Genomic DNA, 16,757 nt, shown 5'->3' on the forward strand with positions numbered 1-16,757 from the left:
AGATCGTGAAAATTACGATCTACGACCCGCTCTGCTTTGCTAAGCCTATTATTTTTTCAACTTTGCCAATTCCTCATCACGCAACGGTTTACGCAAAATTTTACCTACGTTCGATTTGGGCAACTCATTACGGAATTCAATGACGCGAGGCACTTTGTAGGGTGTCAAATTTTCACGGCAAAATTCTTTGATCGTCTCGACAGTAAGATTGGGATCTTTCTTCACTACAAAGATTTTGACAACTTCGGTCGATTTTTCATCAGGAATGCCAATACACGCAACTTCCAATACGCCTGGGCACTGCGATACCACATCTTCGATTTCATTTGGATAGACGTTGAAGCCCGATACCAGAATCATATCCTTTTTTCGGTCAACGATCTTGAAGAAACCATCTTCATTCATTACGCCCACATCACCCGTTTTAAACCAGTCGCCCAGCATTGCCTTAGCTGTCTCGTCAGGGCGATTGTAATATCCTTTGAATACCTGCGGTCCACGAGCTACAATCTCACCTGCTTCACCTATGGGGGCATCTGTACCATCTTCACGAATAAGTTTCATCTCCGTACTGGGCCAGGGGATGCCAATTGTGCCTACTCGTACCGTACCATCAATGGGATTTGAACAGAGTACTGGCGACGTCTCCGTAAGACCATAGCCTTCGCAGGGTGTATTGCCAGTAAGTTTAGTCCAACGTTCGGCTACGGACGTTTGAAGGGCCATTCCCCCTGCCGAAGTAACCTTCAAATGGCTGAAATCAACTTCGCCAATGCGCGGATGATTTAGTAAGCCATTATAGAGTGTATTTACCCCCGTAAATGCCGTGAACTTATATTTTTTCAAGTCATCGATAAAGGCATTCATGTCGCGGGGATTTGTAATAAGCAGATTCATAGACCCGCTTTTCAAAGCCGCTAATGCATTTGTTGTCAATGCATATACATGGTAAAGTGGTAGTGCTGCAACGTAAATACCTTCACCATCGGGAACACCACCAGGTTTCATCCAGCAATGTTGTCCCTCTACATTCGCGATAATATTTCGATGAGTCAGCATGGCCCCCTTTGAAACGCCCGTCGTACCACCTGTATACTGCACAAAAGCTAAATCCGTATTTTGAATAGCTACTGGCTTCAATGGTTGCGTACTTCCCCGGCTTAGGGCATCACTAAACGAAATAGCGTCAGGGAGGTTGTAAGCCGGAACCAGTTTCTTAACATACTTGACAACCGCATTGACAATTTGCTTTTTAGGGAAACCTAATAAGTCGCCAAGCTGTGTGACGATAACATGTTGAATGTCTGTACGATCAAGAATTTTTTCTAAATGACTGGCAAAGTTGGCCAGAATCACAATCGCTTTTGCTCCCGAGTCTTTAAACTGATGCTGCATTTCGCGGGGCGTGTAAAGCGGATTCGTATTGACCACTGCCAAACCTGCCCGTAAAGCACCAAACATAGCTACTGGATATTGTAGTGTGTTTGGCATCTGAATTGCCAGTCGGTCTCCCTTTTGAAGACCCAGGTCATTCTGTAAAAACGACGCGAATTGTGTTGATAGTTTATCTAATTCGCCGAATGTAATCTGTTTGCCCATACAGGCATAAGCAGGACGATCGGTGAACCGTCGACAACCTTCCTCTAAAAGAGCAGCTAGAGAGGAGTAGGCATCTGGATTAATCTCGTATGGAACTCCCTTGGGATAAAATCGTCGCCAGGGATATAGGTCTAGTGTTGATTCCGTATTCATGTAGAAATGCTGGTTTGAAAGCAAATGTACTTCGCTTTAGTGCTTAGGTAGACGGGCAATTTGTAATTGGCTATTTTAGTATCAATATCGGTTGAATTGAGTTGATAATCTCCAATATCAGAACAAAACGCGCTACTGGTTGTCCTCATAAAACTAACTGCCTAGATAGTGCCTTATTGCCAACAATCATTGATCCGTACAACAAAACTAAGGAAATTGTTCAATCCTCTTCTGAAGTTATACAACGTTTCTATTCCAAATACAAAAAAGCCGGAACTATAAGTCCCGGCTTTTTTTATTGACCACTTGTACACGTATTTGACCACTTATAAAACAGTGCCTATTGAGTGCAACATTGGTGCAGTGAATGCGTCATTAATTTGACGCTCAAGAGCGTTTAAGTTAAGAAATGAATGCGGAAACGCCGGAACTATGATGAGTCCGGCGTTTTTTATTTCCAGGAACCCTGTGTGCAAGATAACTAATTTTTTTTAAAATTACAGCGTCGGAGTGATTTATGTAACTGCCAAGACACAAAAAACCTACCGCTAATAAGTGGTAGGTTTTGATTGTGCTCCCGAAGGAAGTTGAGTTATTGTTGATAATCAACGCCTTATAAATTATTAGGAAAATATTAGGAAAATATATGATACTCCCTAACCTAACAGAGGTTCGGCTCCTGTCAGGAGCCCGTAAATTATCAATTAGAAGGTTATTATTCGGCATAGCTAGTATAAGAAAATGATGGGTAGTTGCCTAGAGAAAAAAGGGTGTTTATACGGTATTTTTAGCTAGATCGCCATAGAATAATATTCTTTATTCTATAGATTATTACATTCGAGCGATTAATTAGGACTTGTTAGAAACAGGAGAATCATTTGCTAATCGTTCGTTTTCTTCTTTTAAGCGTTTTATCTCCGCTTGCTGGTATTTGTCCTTTATTTCTCTTAGGCTCTCATACTCAGATTTAGAAATCTGAATTATTTCTTCACTTGCTTCTTTATTTGGTATTGCTGCGTCTACAAGCAACTCCTCCTCTGTAATACCCAATGCCTGGACAAGCAACTTTAGATGGCTTTTGGTCTTTATAATGCCTTCATTCAAAATCTTGCTGACTGTTCGTCGGCTAACTCCTATTTGGTCAGCCAATTGACCGATCGTCAAATTTTTCCTCTTTAACAGCAAAAAAAGTTTAGGGCCGTCAATATTCATTAGTCCTGATAAACAGATGGTTATACATTTTATAAGTCAAAATGAGAAAATATGATTGAGAAAATTTGCTCATATAGGAAAATCAAGCATATCTTAGCGTCATAAAGACGTAGCAATCATAGCGATTTAGCGTCATTAATCGCAAGGGTAGATGAAAAAAACTTATGAAGGTTTAACGGAGCGATTCCGGGTAGCCTACTTCAATCGCATTCCCTACAAAATGCGGAATGGTGTCAAAGCCAGGTTCTGTGAAGAATTCGGAATTACCGAAGACACATTTGGTCATAAGCTATCAGGAGGTAATAGCACCACCATGACGGAAACAGAGTGCAAATGGATGGAAGAGGTCAATCCATTAGAACCGGCTAAAGCAGTTGCACAATCATGAATACGTCATTAAAAACCGAAAACATGGCTGGAACAATGACTCAACTTATATGGCCAAGAAACGCGCAAAACGAAGGTTAATCCCAGAGGCGGGTGAAGTGAACCCCACTTATACGTTTATTGACGACCAGCTTACTTGGCTTGATTTTGAATTATTTTTTAAGCCCCTGGCAACTCGGTTGTCAACATCACCTGATGATAATAAACGCCCTCCTTCTGTTTGATGCGAAGTTGAGTTAAGTATATGGCATGCAGAGCCTTAGGGGTAAAGACGTCAGCAAAAACAGAAAAATGCTGTCTGATATCAACGTCAAAATGAATGAAGGCCATACGGGGGTTATGCAGGGCTCCTTCGAATTGCAAAACGACGACGTAGGCACCCCGGTGGTAAACAACAGATGGTAGAAGTGAAAGTCGGGAATTGTCGATTAATTGATTGGGGTCCTCGCCAGTCTGCTCAAGATTATAAGCAACTCGGATTGGGTCATGTGTATAGCCGCCAATCTCAGGGGATAACAGAACATCAACAGACTGATAAACTGTCTGTGGAGCATAATCTGAATGATTAATAGCCATTGGGAGTGTATGGTTAGGTGTTTGACAGATTGGAAACCTGGCTCTAACCTAACCATCGCTCCCGACAAAACCAACCAAGGTCAACTCCTATAACTCTGGCACATCGATACAGACTCCGCAAAATGTTTAAGAACCTACAACAACAAGAATTAACCTCCTCAGCTATGAAATCCCATCCGCCCATTTACACCAATGCCACCAAAGAGTCGGTGTTGCTTCTTTTCAATCAAGATGTATCCTCCGCTCACATTGCCCAGGTCCTGCACATTAGTCAGGAGACCGTCTTTGCTATCCTGGATGACACCTCAAGACAGCGGAAAGGATTGCCACCTGAAGTAATCACTCTGGATAAGCTACCGTCAATTGGTAGTCTGATTATGGACTATAAACCCGAAGCGGGTACCCTGGATCTCAACTTGCAGCTTAAAAGTGCATCGCCTTCATCAGTCGAGTGGCTCACGGCGCTCTTAGCTCAGCTACTAAACCAACCTGCCGAACCAGCTAGGTAACTCCCTCACCCTTAGTAATCCTTACGCTCGATGGGCCGACCAATTCTGACTAAGCAGATCCAGTACAATGATGGCTGCACCAATTGTGGGCGGCATGTGGTCGATCAGGAAACGCTGACGAGGGTAAAGTCGTCCGAACTCCGGTCACTGGGTGCCCAACGGCGTATCGATGCGCACTCTCAAGATGTGTGGTGGAGCTGGCCCCGAACTTTTACTAGTTGTGACGCGTGCAACCCGGAAGCCGATGACTAATCAAGACTGCACGATGAATCTATCCTACCTACTGGATGGCTACCAAGCCGGGACATTGTGCTTACCCGATCTACAAGCTCTATTGGACGCTCAGAAGCGGGTCAGCGCTTATTACGAGCGCCTGGCGGCCATTGGGCCACGGACCGATTTTATCACCGACCTATTGTCTTTGCTACTGGCCATGCAGGAAGCCTTTACCCAGCGAATCAACCGTCTTCATTCTTTCCACTCTCTCCAGTAACCCCATGCCACTCGTTACGAAATCCTTCCGCAAGTCGTTTACACTGACTGCTAGTAAGCTCAAACCGGCTGATGCGGCTATTCTCTCCGCCGATCTGTGGCTACTGGCTAATACACCAGCCCAAACTCTGGAACAAAAAGAGAAGAAACAACGACACCTCAAACAAACCCTGGCCCTATTGGCAGACTCCCGGCTCAAAAAGAAACATGTAGTACCGACGCCCGAGCCAACTAAACAGCAATGCGTGGTTGTCCTGACCGCTGATTTGCTGACGGTCCTGGAAGGGGGCTTATCCCGGGCCATGATTGATCGACTGGAGCGTCCAGACCTGACCGCGCCGGCGCTCATCGAGGATCAGGATGAGGACTTCTACGAGTTTTCAGTGCGGGAACGGGCCATTTTTCGCTATCAACGGGCCGAACGGTTTACCCTTGATGAGTTGCTGGCGATTCAGCTGCTGCTGAATGAAGGGGATGGAAATGTGGTTGGCACGCTGGATGAATTGGATTTGCTGAGTTCCTGGGCCGAACAGGAGTTGGACTTTCTGAACCTGACCTCCCTGCCGTTTCGTCGGTTCCGGGATGCGGAGAACAACCTGATTTACCCGCCCGCCATTGACCGGGCGCTCAGTGAGTTGATTGCTCATATTGACCAGGTGGATGATCTGGTTAAACCCATGCAGTTTTCCATCAGGAAAGGGCCCGGCTTGGGTTGGCTATTTCGGCGGAAAAAAGATTGGGAGTTAACGATTGGAGACTGATGGGCGTGCTCCAGCCGGGCAACTAGTCGGGCTGGACATTTTTCCGCGACTAAGCCCCCTTAACGAACCGCCGATGATTACCCCACAAGCTATTTTTGCCCAGACCCAGGATGGTCTCGACATTATCCTCCGCTACTACCCCCAGGCCGAAGTGGGGGTAAAGCGCAAGAATGCCAAGTTTCGCATTCGGTCTGAAACCGAAGACCCCTCCCCAAGTGCCGTACTGAGCCACTACAATGGCGTCTGGCGCGTCACGGACTTTGGTTCCGGGGAGAAGGCAATGGATGCCATTGGTATTGTGATGAAGGAGGAAAATTGCGACTTCGCTACGGCCATCAAGCTGCTGTGTGAACACCACGGCATCACCGATGAGGAAGGCAAGCAGGCCGCCAAACTAGGCCCCACCATCAAGCAACGAGCGGCCACCGCTGACGAAGAAGAAGGCACCACCTTTATCACCAAAGAGACCTTTACCGTAGCCGAATTGCAGACCATTTTTTCCCGTAACAGCTGGTCCTACTTGAGCCGACTCAAATACGTCGCTGGTGATGAGCCAGGGGATGAATTGGCTACCCGAAATGCACTAGCTGTCTGTCGGAAGTACCGTTTTTTTAGTTTGGAATCGTATACCCTTGTCAAAAATCGCAAGGCCACTGTCATTAGCAGTACCGAGCTATTCCCTATCTTTCTCTTCAACGAAGGAGACTGGCAGAAGATTTATAAACCCCGGGAACGGGAAGCCCAGCACCGTTTTTTCTCCATCGGCCAAAAGCCCGACCACTACGTCTTTGGCCTGGAGCAATGCCAGCGCCGGCTTGAGGAGCTGCAAAAAAATGATAAACCGGGGGATTCGGCGGAAGAAGAACCCGATACTGGCAGTCGGGAAACCCAGCTCCCGGAAATCATCATCTGCTCGGGTGGATCGGATGCCTTGAATGTAGCCGCCATGGGCTATTCAGTCGTGTGGTTCAACTCCGAAACCGTCGATCCCAAAACCATCCCCTTTGCCAAGTTTCGAAAAATGGCCGAACGGGTCTATAACCTGCCCGATCTGGACGTGACGGGCCGTAAAAAAGCCCATGAGCTGGCCCTGGAACACCTGGATCTATTTACCGCTTATTTGCCCGATGAGCTGGCCAATCGTCGTGATCTGAAGGGCAAAGCCTGCAAAGATGTCCGGGATTATTTTAATTATTATTCGACCGAGGATTTTAAGAACCTGCTGGCCCTGGCCTTGCCCTATCGGTTCTGGGATGAAGAGCCCAGGCGCACCCGGGACGGCAAAATCATCAAGAAGTTTGGCCGGATTCAGGCCGAATACAAGCCTAATAACCGGCGCCTGTACAACTTTTTAGCCCGCAGCGGCTTTGGCAAATTGCCCATGCCCAACTCCAAAGATGGAGAGGTATTGATTCAGGTTCTGGGCAATGTGGTGTTCAACATCGACTACAAACACATCCGGCGCTACATCGAAGGGTTCTTAGAGTCGCGCCACGCCTCGGAGGATCTATTCAACGCCTTCTACCGCTCCGACCAGGTGGGCAACAACTCGCTGGAAAATATCAAACGGGTAGCGCTCGACTTCCAGGATTACGGGAGAGATTACCAGTATCTGTTTTTTGCCAATGAGGTCTGGAAGGTCACGGCCACCGGCATCGAGGTGATCAAACACCAAAACTGTGACCGCATCGTCTGGGCCGATAAAGTGATCCAACACCGGGTCAAAAAGCTAGCGCCCATGTTCACCGTCTCCCGGAACGCTCAAACGAGCATGCCCCAGATTGACATCCATAACCAGGACTGTCTATTCTTTCGCTACCTGATTAACACCAGCCGCGTATTCTGGAAAAAAGAGCTGGAGGAACGGCTCGGTGAGCATAGCCAGGCCTACCAGACCGATTACCTGGCTAACCACCAATGGTCGGTCGATGGACCCCTGCTGAGCCAGGAAGAACGCGCCGAGCAGCACCAACACCTGATTAACAAAATGGCTTCGCTGGGCTATCTGCTGCACCGCTACAAGGACCCCGCTACGGCTTACTGCGTCTGGGCCATGGACTACAACATGCAAAACGCGGGACAGTCCTACGGCGGGACGGGCAAGAGCCTGGCCTACGATAACTTAAAACGACTCATCCGCCAGGATTACCATAATGGGCGCAACGACCGTCTGTTCGAAAACAATTTCATTTTTGCGCGCGTCACCAAGCACACCGATTTTCTGTTCTTTGATGATGCCTATGAGTACTTCAATTTTAAGTTTCTATTCAGCATCATCACCGGCAGCATGGACTGCGTGGCCAAAGGTGTCGATGGGTGGGTGCTGAGCAATGAGGAATCGCCCAAGCTCTGTATCACCTCCAACTTTCCCCCGCGCGATACCGATTCGGCAACCGCCCGGCGGCTGTGGTTTACTATGTTTTCGGACTACTACCACAAGAATCCGAACGGGGAGTACCAGGAAGAACGGGACCCCAAGACCGAGTTTGGCAAGTCGTTATTCACCGATTTTACGGCGGAGGAGTGGAATTTATGTTTAAATTTCTATGCCCAGTGCATCCAGGTGTGGCTCCAGCTGGGCAAGGTCGATACGCCGGGCCAGATGGCCCGGCAGAATACCTATCGCAATAAGATGGGGGCCAGTTTCCACGCCTGGGCGGATGTGTTCTTTAACGAAGCGAATGGCCGCTTGAATGCCTACGTGCAGAAGATCTACGCCCATGAGGTCTACAAGCGGGAGTACGATCCCAAGATGTCCTCCCAAACCTTCAAGGATAAACTGCGCTACTGGTGTCTCTACAACGGCTATACGCTCGATCCGGTCGAACTGCAAAACGAAAAGCAAAAGCGGATTCTGCAAAGCGTCTATAAGCTGGAATTCCGGCAAGGTCAGTGGCTGAAGAATGACAAGCTGGAGACGGTGGAGCACCTCTACATCCAGACGCCGGGTGCCGAGCTAACCCAGGCAGGCCTGCTGCGTGATCCAAGCCCGCACATGGCCATTGACCCAACCGAAAAAATTGGTTTTTAACCGCTCTAAACCCTTCCTTACATGTGGATACTGCTACGCACCCTGCTGATCTCGTTCGTGGTCCTGCTGGCCAGTATGTGCCTTATTCTCCTGAGTTGGATGATCTCACCTTACCTGAAAAGCCGGAGGCGTCGGCGGCAGGGCCGAAGGCAGCTGAACGCTTCATTGACCTCTATTCCTGGTGGAAGAAAACCGGTCCGGAAACGACTCCATTTGTGGTGGTCGAGAAGGAACTGGAATGGACGCTAAAAGGCCCCCGTACGGCTTATCTCTGGATTTTACTGGTCGGTGATTCGAATCGTCATCGACGCTCGCTAAACGAATTTATCAAAGCCGTTGAGGCTGGCCTCATCGAAAACATCACCTACCGCTAAATATGGAAAACCTCCCCCAAACCCTTAGCCCTGACCAATTGCGCATCGGCAACTATGTCCAATTCAAGCAACAGGATCACCAAGTTGTTCGCCTGTTGGGCCTCCACTCGTCATTGCTTTTACGGCGCCGGTTCCCGACGGAAAAAGAAACGTATTCGCTGGATCTAATTGATCTACTTACCAAAAAGTACCATAAAGATGTACACCTTGACTTAGTGGAAGCCATCCCCCTCACGCCGACCCTGTTGCAGCGGTTAGGCTTCAATGAGCAACCGGCGGGTTCGTTTCCCACTTACCAGCAACAGGTTTACACCTGGCCCTGTGATGAGGATACCTACTGGGTGGTATGCTTCGATGGGGACGGGGTATCGCTCTGGCTCATGCTGGATGGAGAGGAAATCTGCTTCTCAGAGATCACCAGTCTGCATCATCTGCAAAACCTGCTCTTCGAGCTAGACGACATTACCCTGCGGCTCGATTGTGATCCAGCTAGCCTGGCGGCCACTATAGCGACCCAAGCGATCAACGACTCGTCCCCATCGGGAGAATGATGGCCCAAGCTGTTTCCCGAAAAGCGACCAAAAGACCATTAGCTGGCTTCAGTTGGGGATGTTTTCGATCATGTGTAATTTAAAGCTGGCTAAACCTTAAACAAAACCCTTATGACCCCTTCCACCTCGCCTCAATGGACACCCCAGGAAATTAAATTCCTGGAAGAAAACTACGGGATCACCAGTATTATCGAACTGGCTAAACTTCTCCAGAAAGAGCCTGAGGATATTCGGGCTATGATTGAGCAGAAAGGGCTACGGGAGTCCTTTCTAGCGGTGGATAGTGAGGATAGACGCCTCAAACTGATGATCCTGCTGCTGTTGCAGGAAAATAAGCGTTACCTGCCCAATGGGTGGCTGCTGGGCCTGGCAATGGGCCAACGAATACTCAACTCGTTGGTCCACCAACTAAAAACCGGGGACACTTGGCTGGAAGAAGTGGAAGACGAAATCAACAGTGTGCTCGATGCGATTAGTCAACTGTATGCCTTTACGCCCCTGTTGAGTGTGGGGGATAGGTTACTGGGAGCCGATCACGGGCAAGTATACCGAATCACGGGCCGGGAGTTTGTCCCCGCTGATCAGTGGATCACCTATTATTATACCTACCTCTACGGCGGTGGTGACAGTCCAGAAGAATATGACGAGGAGGATTGGCCAGAGGAAGACGAAGTGGAGGGCCTAACCAAGCTGAGGCTGCACGACAATTAAGTGAAGCTAGCCTGGCCGTAAACATTTTGGCTGAAAAGTGGTTAGACTAGCTGTTGAATCATCATAGTGGCTGTAAAAGTTAGTTGTTTTAATAAAGCCCGGCTCTCGTAGAGTCGGGCTTTATTGGGTATAGTCAACGCCGTAAAGCTCACCTTTATGAAGTCAGCCATTTCAGTTGGGGATCGCGTCAGCATCGAAAATACAGTGAAAGGCTTCACCCGGAGCCGGTGTGAAGGGGTAGTCATTCGCTGGACGAGTCATGGGCGGCTGATGATCCAGCTCGACGGTGGCCAGGGAAAGCGAGCCGTCATGCCCGAACACGTTCGCAAGCTGGCCGATGGACCGTCCCAGTCGCCGGAAACGTAGGGGTAATACGCGCCTAATCAGGACGCAGCCCACCTAACTTGATCAAGCCTGCTTTCTACAATAAATACAATTCCTTATTCTCAAAAAGTCCTCGTCCAGAGGACTTTTTTGTTGCTCAACCCTACCCAGACCGTTTCTTGACAATCTTGCTTACCAGAAAATGGGTAAAAACTGTAATTTCTGTAACAGCCTATTGGCAGGATAGGTAAAGTTGTAATTTTCAACTACTTACAGTATTACAAAAAAATAAATTAACTGTAATCCTTAACTAAGAAATTACAAATCTTTGTAATACGCTATAACTAGAAAAGAGGCTAGGAGGCCTATTACAAATCGAAAGTAGGCAGATTACAAACCTAAAAACTGGTTTGTAATACGATTCCCTACTGAGGATCAAGCAGTTACACGGAAATTACAGAATTACAAATTTTCCGGGGATTCTTAGCGTTGAGACGTTGCGGATTTGCAAACTAAACGAAGGCAAACAGAGCCGATTGGGTGCAAGTATTTAAACCGACTTTTGTTGTCAACCCGTTATAGGACAAAACGGCTCGCACCTGGAAGGGCGAGCCGTTTTAGCGGTAGAAACCGACTGCTACTTGTTTACGGTTGGCTATATAGGAGTGCGCTGGTGATGTCGATCCTAGCGTACTCTATTGGCTACTTCCGGGGTATTCACGTTACTCGCAAGGACTACCATCGGTTCCTGGACGAGAAAGACAACTGGCTGCGAAGAAACGGAATGGATGCAAAGGGCGACTAATCCACCAGGCCTGCCTTGATCACATCCCGGCTCAGACCCGTATAAGCGGCAAAATCATCTACTGATACAATCGGATTAACCAGGGCCAGGCGGCTGGACCGTTTGGCAGCTACCATCTTGGCCACTTTCAGTTGGCGTAAGATCGAAAAGGCTTTGGCCCGTTTATAGCCGGTAATATTCTGAATGTCCTTACAAGTGATGCGTTCGCGGGGATTAGGTTTGTGACTCATAGAACAGGGCGGTAATACCCGTTAGGGTAGGCGAAAAAGTGCTAGAAAGTGCTACAAGATACCATAAAATTACTTAAGTATAAATACCAGAGTAAGCGGGTATTACCTTCGGCGAAACGAAAACGGTCCATGACGCCCCTATCTTCCAACCCAGTACTACCTGAACGCTTGAATGGTATTACCGAAACAGAGGTACAGCCCCTTTCTTCTCCCATTCCAATTGCCTCTCCGGCCCAACTAGTGGGTAGTACTTCTAGTCCAGTAATACCGGTATTACCTTCGGAGGGTACACCACCCGTTGAGTCGGTAAACCCGGTAAACAACGGTAATCTGGCCGGTTTACCACATTCTGACACGGACGGTATTACCGATGGCATAATACCGAAGACGTTTAAATTGCCCACCTCTGTCATGCGCTCCATCGAGCGGGCCGTCGATGAGCTCAATAAAGTAACACCCGGTAATACCACCCACGCCTATGGGGTAAACCTGTTAACCCGGCATGAGGAATTACTCCGAGCTGCCGGGGAGACTCAGCGGTTAACCGACTATTGTGAGCGGCTGAGTCAGCGAAACACCCAGCTCATAACGGAGCTACTTCAGGCACGGAGTGAAAACGTTGAGTTAACCAAACTACTGCCAGGGGGTCAAGACCTACCTGGTATACCGCGTTCAACACCCCCGGTTGATGCGAGTTGGCGTGTGCGCTATGAGCAAGTAACTAGCGAGTTGCAAAAGGCGCTGGAGGCTCACGCGTTGGAGAAGCGAGCGGCCCAGCCTGTGTATGCCTTAGTGAAGGTATTACCTGACCTATTGGAGCAGCTCTATCAGGAGGCCTCTTCGGATAGCTGGCGTACACCCCAGTATTACCAACAGTTCTTTCAGGAGCTGCTAGCCCCTTATCTCGATTCAGAGTAGTCACCCTTTATTTTTCTGTCCATGAAACGATTTATTGCCCTGGTCGAAACTAGCGATGAAATTGCCCTGACAACTGAAGGAGTGGTTGCCATCAGCGGTGTACATCTTTTTCCGCAGATCAATCCAGACACGTTCATTACCCTTTGGAACGAAGGTATCGTAGCTCTACGCCAATGGGATCAATTTTGTCAGAGCCTGTTTCACATTCTCACCAAATCGGGCATGATTGACGAAGAGGGCTTGCATGTCTCCGAGTACAGCCCGGGGAGTATCTGCCGGTTCATCCTGGCCAATAAAGAAGTGCTGCCAGAAGGATTTCGGGAAACGGGCTTAGGCATGATGGTCATGCAGGCCATTAAAACGGGAGCGAAGACCATCAAAAAAGGAAAAGACATTGTCATCGACTGGAAAGAGATAACGGCTTATGCCGGCCCCATGACCGATGCCGTCTTAGTTCAGATGATGAACTCTCCCCAGCGGTCGGCAATCCTCCTACCGATCATTCAGCAATTCTTTCCGCATTGGCCCGAAGTCCCTACCACGGAGACGCAACCTACCCTTTCCGACAACGAACCGGTATGAATCCACTTGCCCAATTGGTCGAAACCCGGTCCGGCTCGGCCCTCTCGGAAGTGCTCCAGGAAGCCCCCCGACTCGTCGAGTCCGTTTCGGATGCGCTGAACGAATCGCCCCTAATTAGCCTACCTAGCCTGTTCGGATCAAAAGCGGCAACGGCCCCTCCATCGGCTATTGATTCCGAACTGGACGAAGAGCCTTATATCCCCCTAACAGCGGAGGAAATCAAAACCAAGGCGGAGTCTAAAGCGGAGATGTGGGGGGCCATTATTGCCCTGTGTTTTGGCTTCATTCACCGCTACACGGCCTACCAGAAAATTCGGGAAGGCGATAAGCAATTAGTCCGGGACTATGAACAGCACGTGAAGCTGACTAAAGAAATTCCGGTCTATGGTCCCGATCACCCCTATTATGCAGCCCGTGAACGCTGGAACGATTTCGAGGAAGCCCTGGAAGAAGCCGACGAGGAAGCCCGTCTGACGGACGCCCAGCTCACGCTGTTGCGCAGAGCCATCGAAGCGGATTTGAAGGCTAAGAATCGCCGGGGTACACTCAAAACGGGCAGTATTACTGAGACCCTGTTTGAGATCATGATAATCAAGGCCATGGCTCCACTGATGCAAGTAGGGATGATGACAGTCAATAAAATGGTTGACAAAACAATGCGCTAACATGTACACTGGTACTACCACTCACCCCACTTCCATGAACCCATTGTCCAACCGGCGTATTGACGCCGTTAGCGTCTGCGTGAATTATGCTGATTTTCTGGTTCAAACCTTGCCCCACAACCGACTTCTATTTGATCGTTATATTGTGGTAACTAGCCTGGCAGACCAGTTTACCCGCCAGGTCTGCGAGTATTACCGGGTCGAGTGCATTCAGACCGATTGCTTTTATGACGACGGAGCGGTTTTTAATAAAGCCCGGGGTATTAACGCAGGTCTAACCGCCCTGGGAGAAACGGATTGGGTGGTACACCTGGATTCGGACATCTATCTGCCGCCCTGGACACGAACGATTTTGGAGCTAGCCCATCTGGACCCGGAGAGCATTTATGGGATTGATCGGCTGATGTGCCACAGTTATCGCGATTGGGTCAACTACCTGGCTAAGCCCGTGGCCATGCACGAACTGTATTACCTGGTACAAGCCCGGGCCTTCCCCATGGGCAGCCGGGTTGCCCACTACAATCAGCTAGATGGCTGGTTTCCCATTGGCTTCTTTCAGCTCTGGAATCCATCAGAATCAGGCGTGACCCGGTACCCCGAAAATAGCCACGGTGCGGACCATACGGACGTGGTTTTCGCTAAAGCTTTCCCCATCGGCAAACGGCACTTAATGCCGGAATTTTACGGAATTCATCTGGACAGTGAGCGGGCCGAAATGGGCGTCAATTGGCAGGGGAGGAGCACCAAACCGTTTTGCTTAGAGCCTTCACGCCCATGACTAAGATGATCCTTCCTGAGCTGAACAATAAGAAACGAGCTTCGTCTATTTTTTTGGCCGTTGGAGCCAAGAAAACGGGCAAAACCCAGGGCAGTATTAATATTCAGGTGGAGATGCTCAAACGCCAGGGCAAGCCCGTTTTGGTCTTTGACGTGGGCCGTCAGTCTGAGTATGACGACTATATCCCTATTTCCCTGGATGATCTAAGCCGCTTCAATCGACTAGCCAGTAAAGAGCCCTATCCATTGTTTGTGTGCCGCGACTGCGAAGACATTGATGTTTTTTTTACCCTAGTCAATCAATGGGTGAAGAATGCGTTTGTGGTGTTTGAGGATGCTACTTCCTACATGGCGGGGAACCTCTCGGAGCCGGTGCGTAAACTGATCTTGAACAGCCGCAATCTATGTAATGATTATCTGTTCAACCTGCACAGCCTGGCCGAACCGGCTCCCTTTCTATTTCGCCATTCGGAGTACATTATTTTGCGTAAAACGTCGGATGTAAAGCTGCCTGCTAAAGTACCCGTTCCCCATAAAATCGAGCGGGCCATGGCCGAAATAAAGGCCGAAAATGCACGGCTGTATCCCCTGCCGGACCAACCCAAATTAGCCTTTCGCGTCATTGATATCACTTCCGCCGATTAATATGGATGATAATTTATTTATTGCTGGATTTCTCTTAGGCTATTGTGCTGGTAGCTGGACGGTAATCCTGACAGGCTACCTGGTTATTCGTATTTGTCAGGCGAACAAGCCGCTTAAACCAACTCTTTAACCCCATGGCCATTTATAAGTACCGCGCCTGCTTTATGAGCGACATTGCCAAGCGGGCAGGCTTCCAGGATGTTACCGTGTTTCAGTGTTGTATCGTGCCCGAAGACTGGATTGAAATGATCCGCCTGGGCTGGGTGCCCTACCGCAAGAAATTAAATCCGCCGGTGGTGCAGTTCTTGATGGATAAGTATGTACCTGATTACGATACGGCCAAGAGTTAGCCTCAAGTTAAAGCCTAATGCCAACCAGATGACTCGTTAGAAGTATCTACTGAAAATAGCCTAGGGTCCGGTTTGCTTATTAAGTCATTTTGTTTCTAAACACCCCGAACCATTTCATAGTAGAAAATTCTACTATGAAATGGTTCGGGGTGTTTATATTAAACTATTATTCCAACCTATGGCAGTTAATAAATGGTCATTCTTAAAACGCCATAAACTACTATATTTGATCCATTAAGCTGTGGAACACCTACTTTTAACGGAGTAAAAAGGATATATGAACTGCATCTGCTCTATCGGGTATCGACCAAAGCACAAGGATGCTCCGGCCTGGGCTTGGGAGATCAACAGTCTATAGTCAGCCGGTATCTTCGAGAAAAAGATCAGATCGTAATCGAATTTACCGAAATCGAATCTGGCCGAAAGAGTGAGCGGCCAAAGTTGGCTGAAGCCATCCGGGCTTGTTAGTAGTATAAGGCGAAACTCTTAGTTGCTAAGCTCGATAGATTGAGCCTCAATGTTGCTTTTGTGATGACAATAAGAGATTCAGAAGTTGACTTTATAGCTTGTGATCTGCCAGATGATAATACACTCACCATTGGCATGATGGTGACCTTTGCTCAGTATGAAGCGGAGCGGAGAACGTACCCGTGCACCCTTGGCGCAAAAGAAGGTTCAAAGATTTAAACTGGGGAAACCGGAAAACTTGACTTTGAAGGTCATTCAAAAAGGCGAAGCCATTAGGGTAATTAATGGGTTAACTCATAAAGCGAATATACAAGCTACTGAGCTGGCCACACTCTACCGTAATAAAGGTATGACGTATGCCCAAATAGCTGACAAACTAAATCAAACTCATTACCAGACCAGGATTAACAAGCAGTTTGATGGAAAAGCCGTTTATCGTCTCCTTCAGCGGGTAACTATATGAAGCATTACAAATGAGCAAGAATCGGCTACATTAGGAAATAATTACGCTGTTATTATATTTGAGCGGCTATAAAGCCACCTTATCGATTGAACATCAGTAAATAAGATCTCTCTAATAGCTTATCAGGACATAAGCATATTCAAATAATGTAACTTTCTAATAAAACCATATAGG

Annotated in this window: 24 protein-coding genes; 20 read left to right on the forward strand and 4 right to left on the reverse strand. The window is 48.2% G+C overall.

Features of this window, described 5'->3' with window-relative positions:
* Window positions 1-48 precede the first annotated feature (48 nt).
* Both GO755_RS04900 and GO755_RS04905 read right to left on the reverse strand, forming a co-directional pair.
* A complete protein-coding gene (locus GO755_RS04900; RefSeq protein ID WP_157583635.1) occupies window positions 49-1,752 on the reverse strand; it encodes an AMP-binding protein in 1,704 nt (567 codons plus the stop codon).
* Window positions 1,753-2,601: 849 nt separating this feature from the next.
* Complete coding sequence (locus GO755_RS04905; RefSeq protein ID WP_157583636.1) at window positions 2,602-2,964, reverse strand: helix-turn-helix domain-containing protein; 363 nt, start codon at window positions 2,962-2,964, stop codon at window positions 2,602-2,604.
* A gap of 151 nt (window positions 2,965-3,115) precedes the next feature.
* Here GO755_RS04905 and GO755_RS04910 point away from each other — a divergent pair, with 151 nt between their 5' ends.
* Window positions 3,116-3,352, forward strand: a complete 237-nt coding sequence (locus GO755_RS04910; RefSeq protein ID WP_157583637.1) for a hypothetical protein — start codon at window positions 3,116-3,118, stop codon at window positions 3,350-3,352.
* 158 nt (window positions 3,353-3,510) lie between these two features.
* Here the strand turns inward: GO755_RS04910 and GO755_RS04915 are convergent, their stop codons facing one another.
* On the reverse strand, window positions 3,511-3,927 hold the full coding sequence (locus tag GO755_RS04915) for a hypothetical protein (protein ID WP_157583638.1): 417 nt from the start codon (window positions 3,925-3,927) through the stop codon (window positions 3,511-3,513).
* Window positions 3,928-4,091: 164 nt separating this feature from the next.
* On the opposite strand from GO755_RS04915, the gene GO755_RS04920 reads away from it, so the two are divergent.
* The 10 genes from GO755_RS04920 (at window position 4,092) to GO755_RS41790 (ending at window position 11,485) form a co-directional block, all read left to right on the forward strand.
* Entirely contained in the window at window positions 4,092-4,436 is a 345-nt protein-coding gene (locus GO755_RS04920; RefSeq protein WP_157583639.1) for a hypothetical protein, read from the forward strand.
* Window positions 4,437-4,466: 30 nt separating this feature from the next.
* A complete protein-coding gene (locus tag GO755_RS04925; protein ID WP_157583640.1) occupies window positions 4,467-4,688 on the forward strand; it encodes a hypothetical protein in 222 nt (73 codons plus the stop codon).
* 13 nt (window positions 4,689-4,701) lie between these two features.
* Window positions 4,702-4,929 (forward strand): hypothetical protein, encoded by a 228-nt coding sequence (locus GO755_RS04930; protein WP_157583641.1) that lies wholly within the window; start codon window positions 4,702-4,704, stop codon window positions 4,927-4,929.
* 4 nt (window positions 4,930-4,933) lie between these two features.
* Entirely contained in the window at window positions 4,934-5,689 is a 756-nt protein-coding gene (locus GO755_RS04935) for a hypothetical protein (protein WP_157583642.1), read from the forward strand.
* A 73-nt stretch (window positions 5,690-5,762) separates the two neighbouring features.
* A complete protein-coding gene (locus GO755_RS04940; protein WP_157583643.1) occupies window positions 5,763-8,720 on the forward strand; it encodes a hypothetical protein in 2,958 nt (985 codons plus the stop codon).
* A 23-nt stretch (window positions 8,721-8,743) separates the two neighbouring features.
* Window positions 8,744-9,094: a hypothetical protein gene (locus GO755_RS04945; RefSeq protein WP_157583644.1), complete on the forward strand. Its 351-nt coding sequence runs from the start codon at window positions 8,744-8,746 to the stop codon at window positions 9,092-9,094.
* A gap of 2 nt (window positions 9,095-9,096) precedes the next feature.
* Window positions 9,097-9,645, forward strand: coding sequence for a hypothetical protein (locus GO755_RS04950; protein ID WP_157583645.1), 549 nt, complete (start codon window positions 9,097-9,099; stop codon window positions 9,643-9,645).
* A 111-nt stretch (window positions 9,646-9,756) separates the two neighbouring features.
* The gene (locus GO755_RS04955) at window positions 9,757-10,356 is read left to right on the forward strand and encodes a hypothetical protein (protein ID WP_157583646.1); all 600 of its coding nucleotides are present in this window, start codon (window positions 9,757-9,759) and stop codon (window positions 10,354-10,356) included.
* A gap of 156 nt (window positions 10,357-10,512) precedes the next feature.
* Window positions 10,513-10,722 (forward strand): hypothetical protein, encoded by a 210-nt coding sequence (locus GO755_RS04960; protein ID WP_157583647.1) that lies wholly within the window; start codon window positions 10,513-10,515, stop codon window positions 10,720-10,722.
* 634 nt (window positions 10,723-11,356) lie between these two features.
* The gene (locus GO755_RS41790; RefSeq protein ID WP_262886981.1) at window positions 11,357-11,485 is read left to right on the forward strand and encodes a hypothetical protein; all 129 of its coding nucleotides are present in this window, start codon (window positions 11,357-11,359) and stop codon (window positions 11,483-11,485) included.
* Here the strand turns inward: GO755_RS41790 and GO755_RS04965 are convergent.
* The gene (locus tag GO755_RS04965; RefSeq protein WP_157583648.1) at window positions 11,482-11,715 is read right to left on the reverse strand and encodes a hypothetical protein; all 234 of its coding nucleotides are present in this window, start codon (window positions 11,713-11,715) and stop codon (window positions 11,482-11,484) included. The two genes, GO755_RS41790 and GO755_RS04965, sit on opposite strands and share 4 nt — an antisense overlap.
* A gap of 129 nt (window positions 11,716-11,844) precedes the next feature.
* Here GO755_RS04965 and GO755_RS04970 point away from each other — a divergent pair, with 129 nt between their 5' ends.
* From GO755_RS04970 to GO755_RS41345, 9 genes are all read left to right on the forward strand, one after another.
* Complete coding sequence (locus GO755_RS04970) at window positions 11,845-12,633, forward strand: hypothetical protein (RefSeq protein ID WP_157583649.1); 789 nt, start codon at window positions 11,845-11,847, stop codon at window positions 12,631-12,633.
* 21 nt (window positions 12,634-12,654) lie between these two features.
* Window positions 12,655-13,215, forward strand: a complete 561-nt coding sequence (locus GO755_RS04975) for a hypothetical protein (RefSeq protein ID WP_157583650.1) — start codon at window positions 12,655-12,657, stop codon at window positions 13,213-13,215.
* Window positions 13,212-13,880, forward strand: a complete 669-nt coding sequence (locus tag GO755_RS04980) for a hypothetical protein (RefSeq protein WP_157583651.1) — start codon at window positions 13,212-13,214, stop codon at window positions 13,878-13,880. Before GO755_RS04975 ends, GO755_RS04980 begins: the two co-directional genes overlap by 4 nt.
* 34 nt (window positions 13,881-13,914) lie before the next feature.
* Window positions 13,915-14,658, forward strand: coding sequence for a glycosyltransferase family A protein (locus GO755_RS04985; RefSeq protein WP_157583652.1), 744 nt, complete (start codon window positions 13,915-13,917; stop codon window positions 14,656-14,658).
* Window positions 14,655-15,302, forward strand: a complete 648-nt coding sequence (locus tag GO755_RS04990) for a hypothetical protein (protein ID WP_157583653.1) — start codon at window positions 14,655-14,657, stop codon at window positions 15,300-15,302. Before GO755_RS04985 ends, GO755_RS04990 begins: the two co-directional genes overlap by 4 nt.
* A 1-nt stretch (window position 15,303) precedes the next feature.
* Entirely contained in the window at window positions 15,304-15,432 is a 129-nt protein-coding gene (locus GO755_RS41795) for a hypothetical protein (RefSeq protein WP_262886982.1), read from the forward strand.
* 4 nt (window positions 15,433-15,436) lie between these two features.
* On the forward strand, window positions 15,437-15,652 hold the full coding sequence (locus GO755_RS04995; protein ID WP_157583654.1) for a hypothetical protein: 216 nt from the start codon (window positions 15,437-15,439) through the stop codon (window positions 15,650-15,652).
* 336 nt (window positions 15,653-15,988) lie between these two features.
* Window positions 15,989-16,120 (forward strand): hypothetical protein, encoded by a 132-nt coding sequence (locus GO755_RS41340; protein ID WP_262886983.1) that lies wholly within the window; start codon window positions 15,989-15,991, stop codon window positions 16,118-16,120.
* Between the two features lie 157 nt (window positions 16,121-16,277).
* Entirely contained in the window at window positions 16,278-16,583 is a 306-nt protein-coding gene (locus tag GO755_RS41345; protein ID WP_227686864.1) for a hypothetical protein, read from the forward strand.
* Window positions 16,584-16,757: the final 174 nt, after the last annotated feature.

The sequence above is a fragment of the Spirosoma arboris genome (assembly GCF_009754945.1).
Classification (GTDB): Bacteria; Bacteroidota; Bacteroidia; order Cytophagales; family Spirosomataceae; genus Spirosoma; species Spirosoma arboris.

Excerpts from the sequence above, each read along its gene's own strand:
- GO755_RS04965 (WP_157583648.1), bottom strand. The coding sequence starts at position 11,715 with ATGAGTCACAAACCTAATCCCCGCGAACGCATCACTTGTAAGGACATT.
- GO755_RS04970 (WP_157583649.1), top strand. The coding sequence starts at position 11,845 with ATGACGCCCCTATCTTCCAACCCAGTACTACCTGAACGCTTGAATGGT.
- GO755_RS04940 (WP_157583643.1), top strand. The coding sequence starts at position 5,763 with ATGATTACCCCACAAGCTATTTTTGCCCAGACCCAGGATGGTCTCGAC.
- GO755_RS04995 (WP_157583654.1), top strand. The coding sequence starts at position 15,437 with ATGGCCATTTATAAGTACCGCGCCTGCTTTATGAGCGACATTGCCAAG.
- GO755_RS04915 (WP_157583638.1), bottom strand. The coding sequence starts at position 3,927 with ATGGCTATTAATCATTCAGATTATGCTCCACAGACAGTTTATCAGTCT.
- GO755_RS04910 (WP_157583637.1), top strand. The coding sequence starts at position 3,116 with ATGAAAAAAACTTATGAAGGTTTAACGGAGCGATTCCGGGTAGCCTAC.
- GO755_RS41790 (WP_262886981.1), top strand. The coding sequence starts at position 11,357 with ATGTCGATCCTAGCGTACTCTATTGGCTACTTCCGGGGTATTCACGTT.
- GO755_RS04990 (WP_157583653.1), top strand. The coding sequence starts at position 14,655 with ATGACTAAGATGATCCTTCCTGAGCTGAACAATAAGAAACGAGCTTCG.
- GO755_RS04955 (WP_157583646.1), top strand. The coding sequence starts at position 9,757 with ATGACCCCTTCCACCTCGCCTCAATGGACACCCCAGGAAATTAAATTC.
- GO755_RS04935 (WP_157583642.1), top strand. The coding sequence starts at position 4,934 with ATGCCACTCGTTACGAAATCCTTCCGCAAGTCGTTTACACTGACTGCT.
- GO755_RS04980 (WP_157583651.1), top strand. The coding sequence starts at position 13,212 with ATGAATCCACTTGCCCAATTGGTCGAAACCCGGTCCGGCTCGGCCCTC.
- GO755_RS04920 (WP_157583639.1), top strand. The coding sequence starts at position 4,092 with ATGAAATCCCATCCGCCCATTTACACCAATGCCACCAAAGAGTCGGTG.
- GO755_RS04975 (WP_157583650.1), top strand. The coding sequence starts at position 12,655 with ATGAAACGATTTATTGCCCTGGTCGAAACTAGCGATGAAATTGCCCTG.
- GO755_RS41795 (WP_262886982.1), top strand. The coding sequence starts at position 15,304 with ATGGATGATAATTTATTTATTGCTGGATTTCTCTTAGGCTATTGTGCT.
- GO755_RS04905 (WP_157583636.1), bottom strand. The coding sequence starts at position 2,964 with ATGAATATTGACGGCCCTAAACTTTTTTTGCTGTTAAAGAGGAAAAAT.
- GO755_RS04900 (WP_157583635.1), bottom strand. The coding sequence starts at position 1,752 with ATGAATACGGAATCAACACTAGACCTATATCCCTGGCGACGATTTTAT.
- GO755_RS04960 (WP_157583647.1), top strand. The coding sequence starts at position 10,513 with ATGAAGTCAGCCATTTCAGTTGGGGATCGCGTCAGCATCGAAAATACA.
- GO755_RS04985 (WP_157583652.1), top strand. The coding sequence starts at position 13,915 with ATGAACCCATTGTCCAACCGGCGTATTGACGCCGTTAGCGTCTGCGTG.
- GO755_RS41345 (WP_227686864.1), top strand. The coding sequence starts at position 16,278 with ATGAAGCGGAGCGGAGAACGTACCCGTGCACCCTTGGCGCAAAAGAAG.
- GO755_RS04950 (WP_157583645.1), top strand. The coding sequence starts at position 9,097 with ATGGAAAACCTCCCCCAAACCCTTAGCCCTGACCAATTGCGCATCGGC.
- GO755_RS04925 (WP_157583640.1), top strand. The coding sequence starts at position 4,467 with ATGGGCCGACCAATTCTGACTAAGCAGATCCAGTACAATGATGGCTGC.
- GO755_RS04930 (WP_157583641.1), top strand. The coding sequence starts at position 4,702 with ATGAATCTATCCTACCTACTGGATGGCTACCAAGCCGGGACATTGTGC.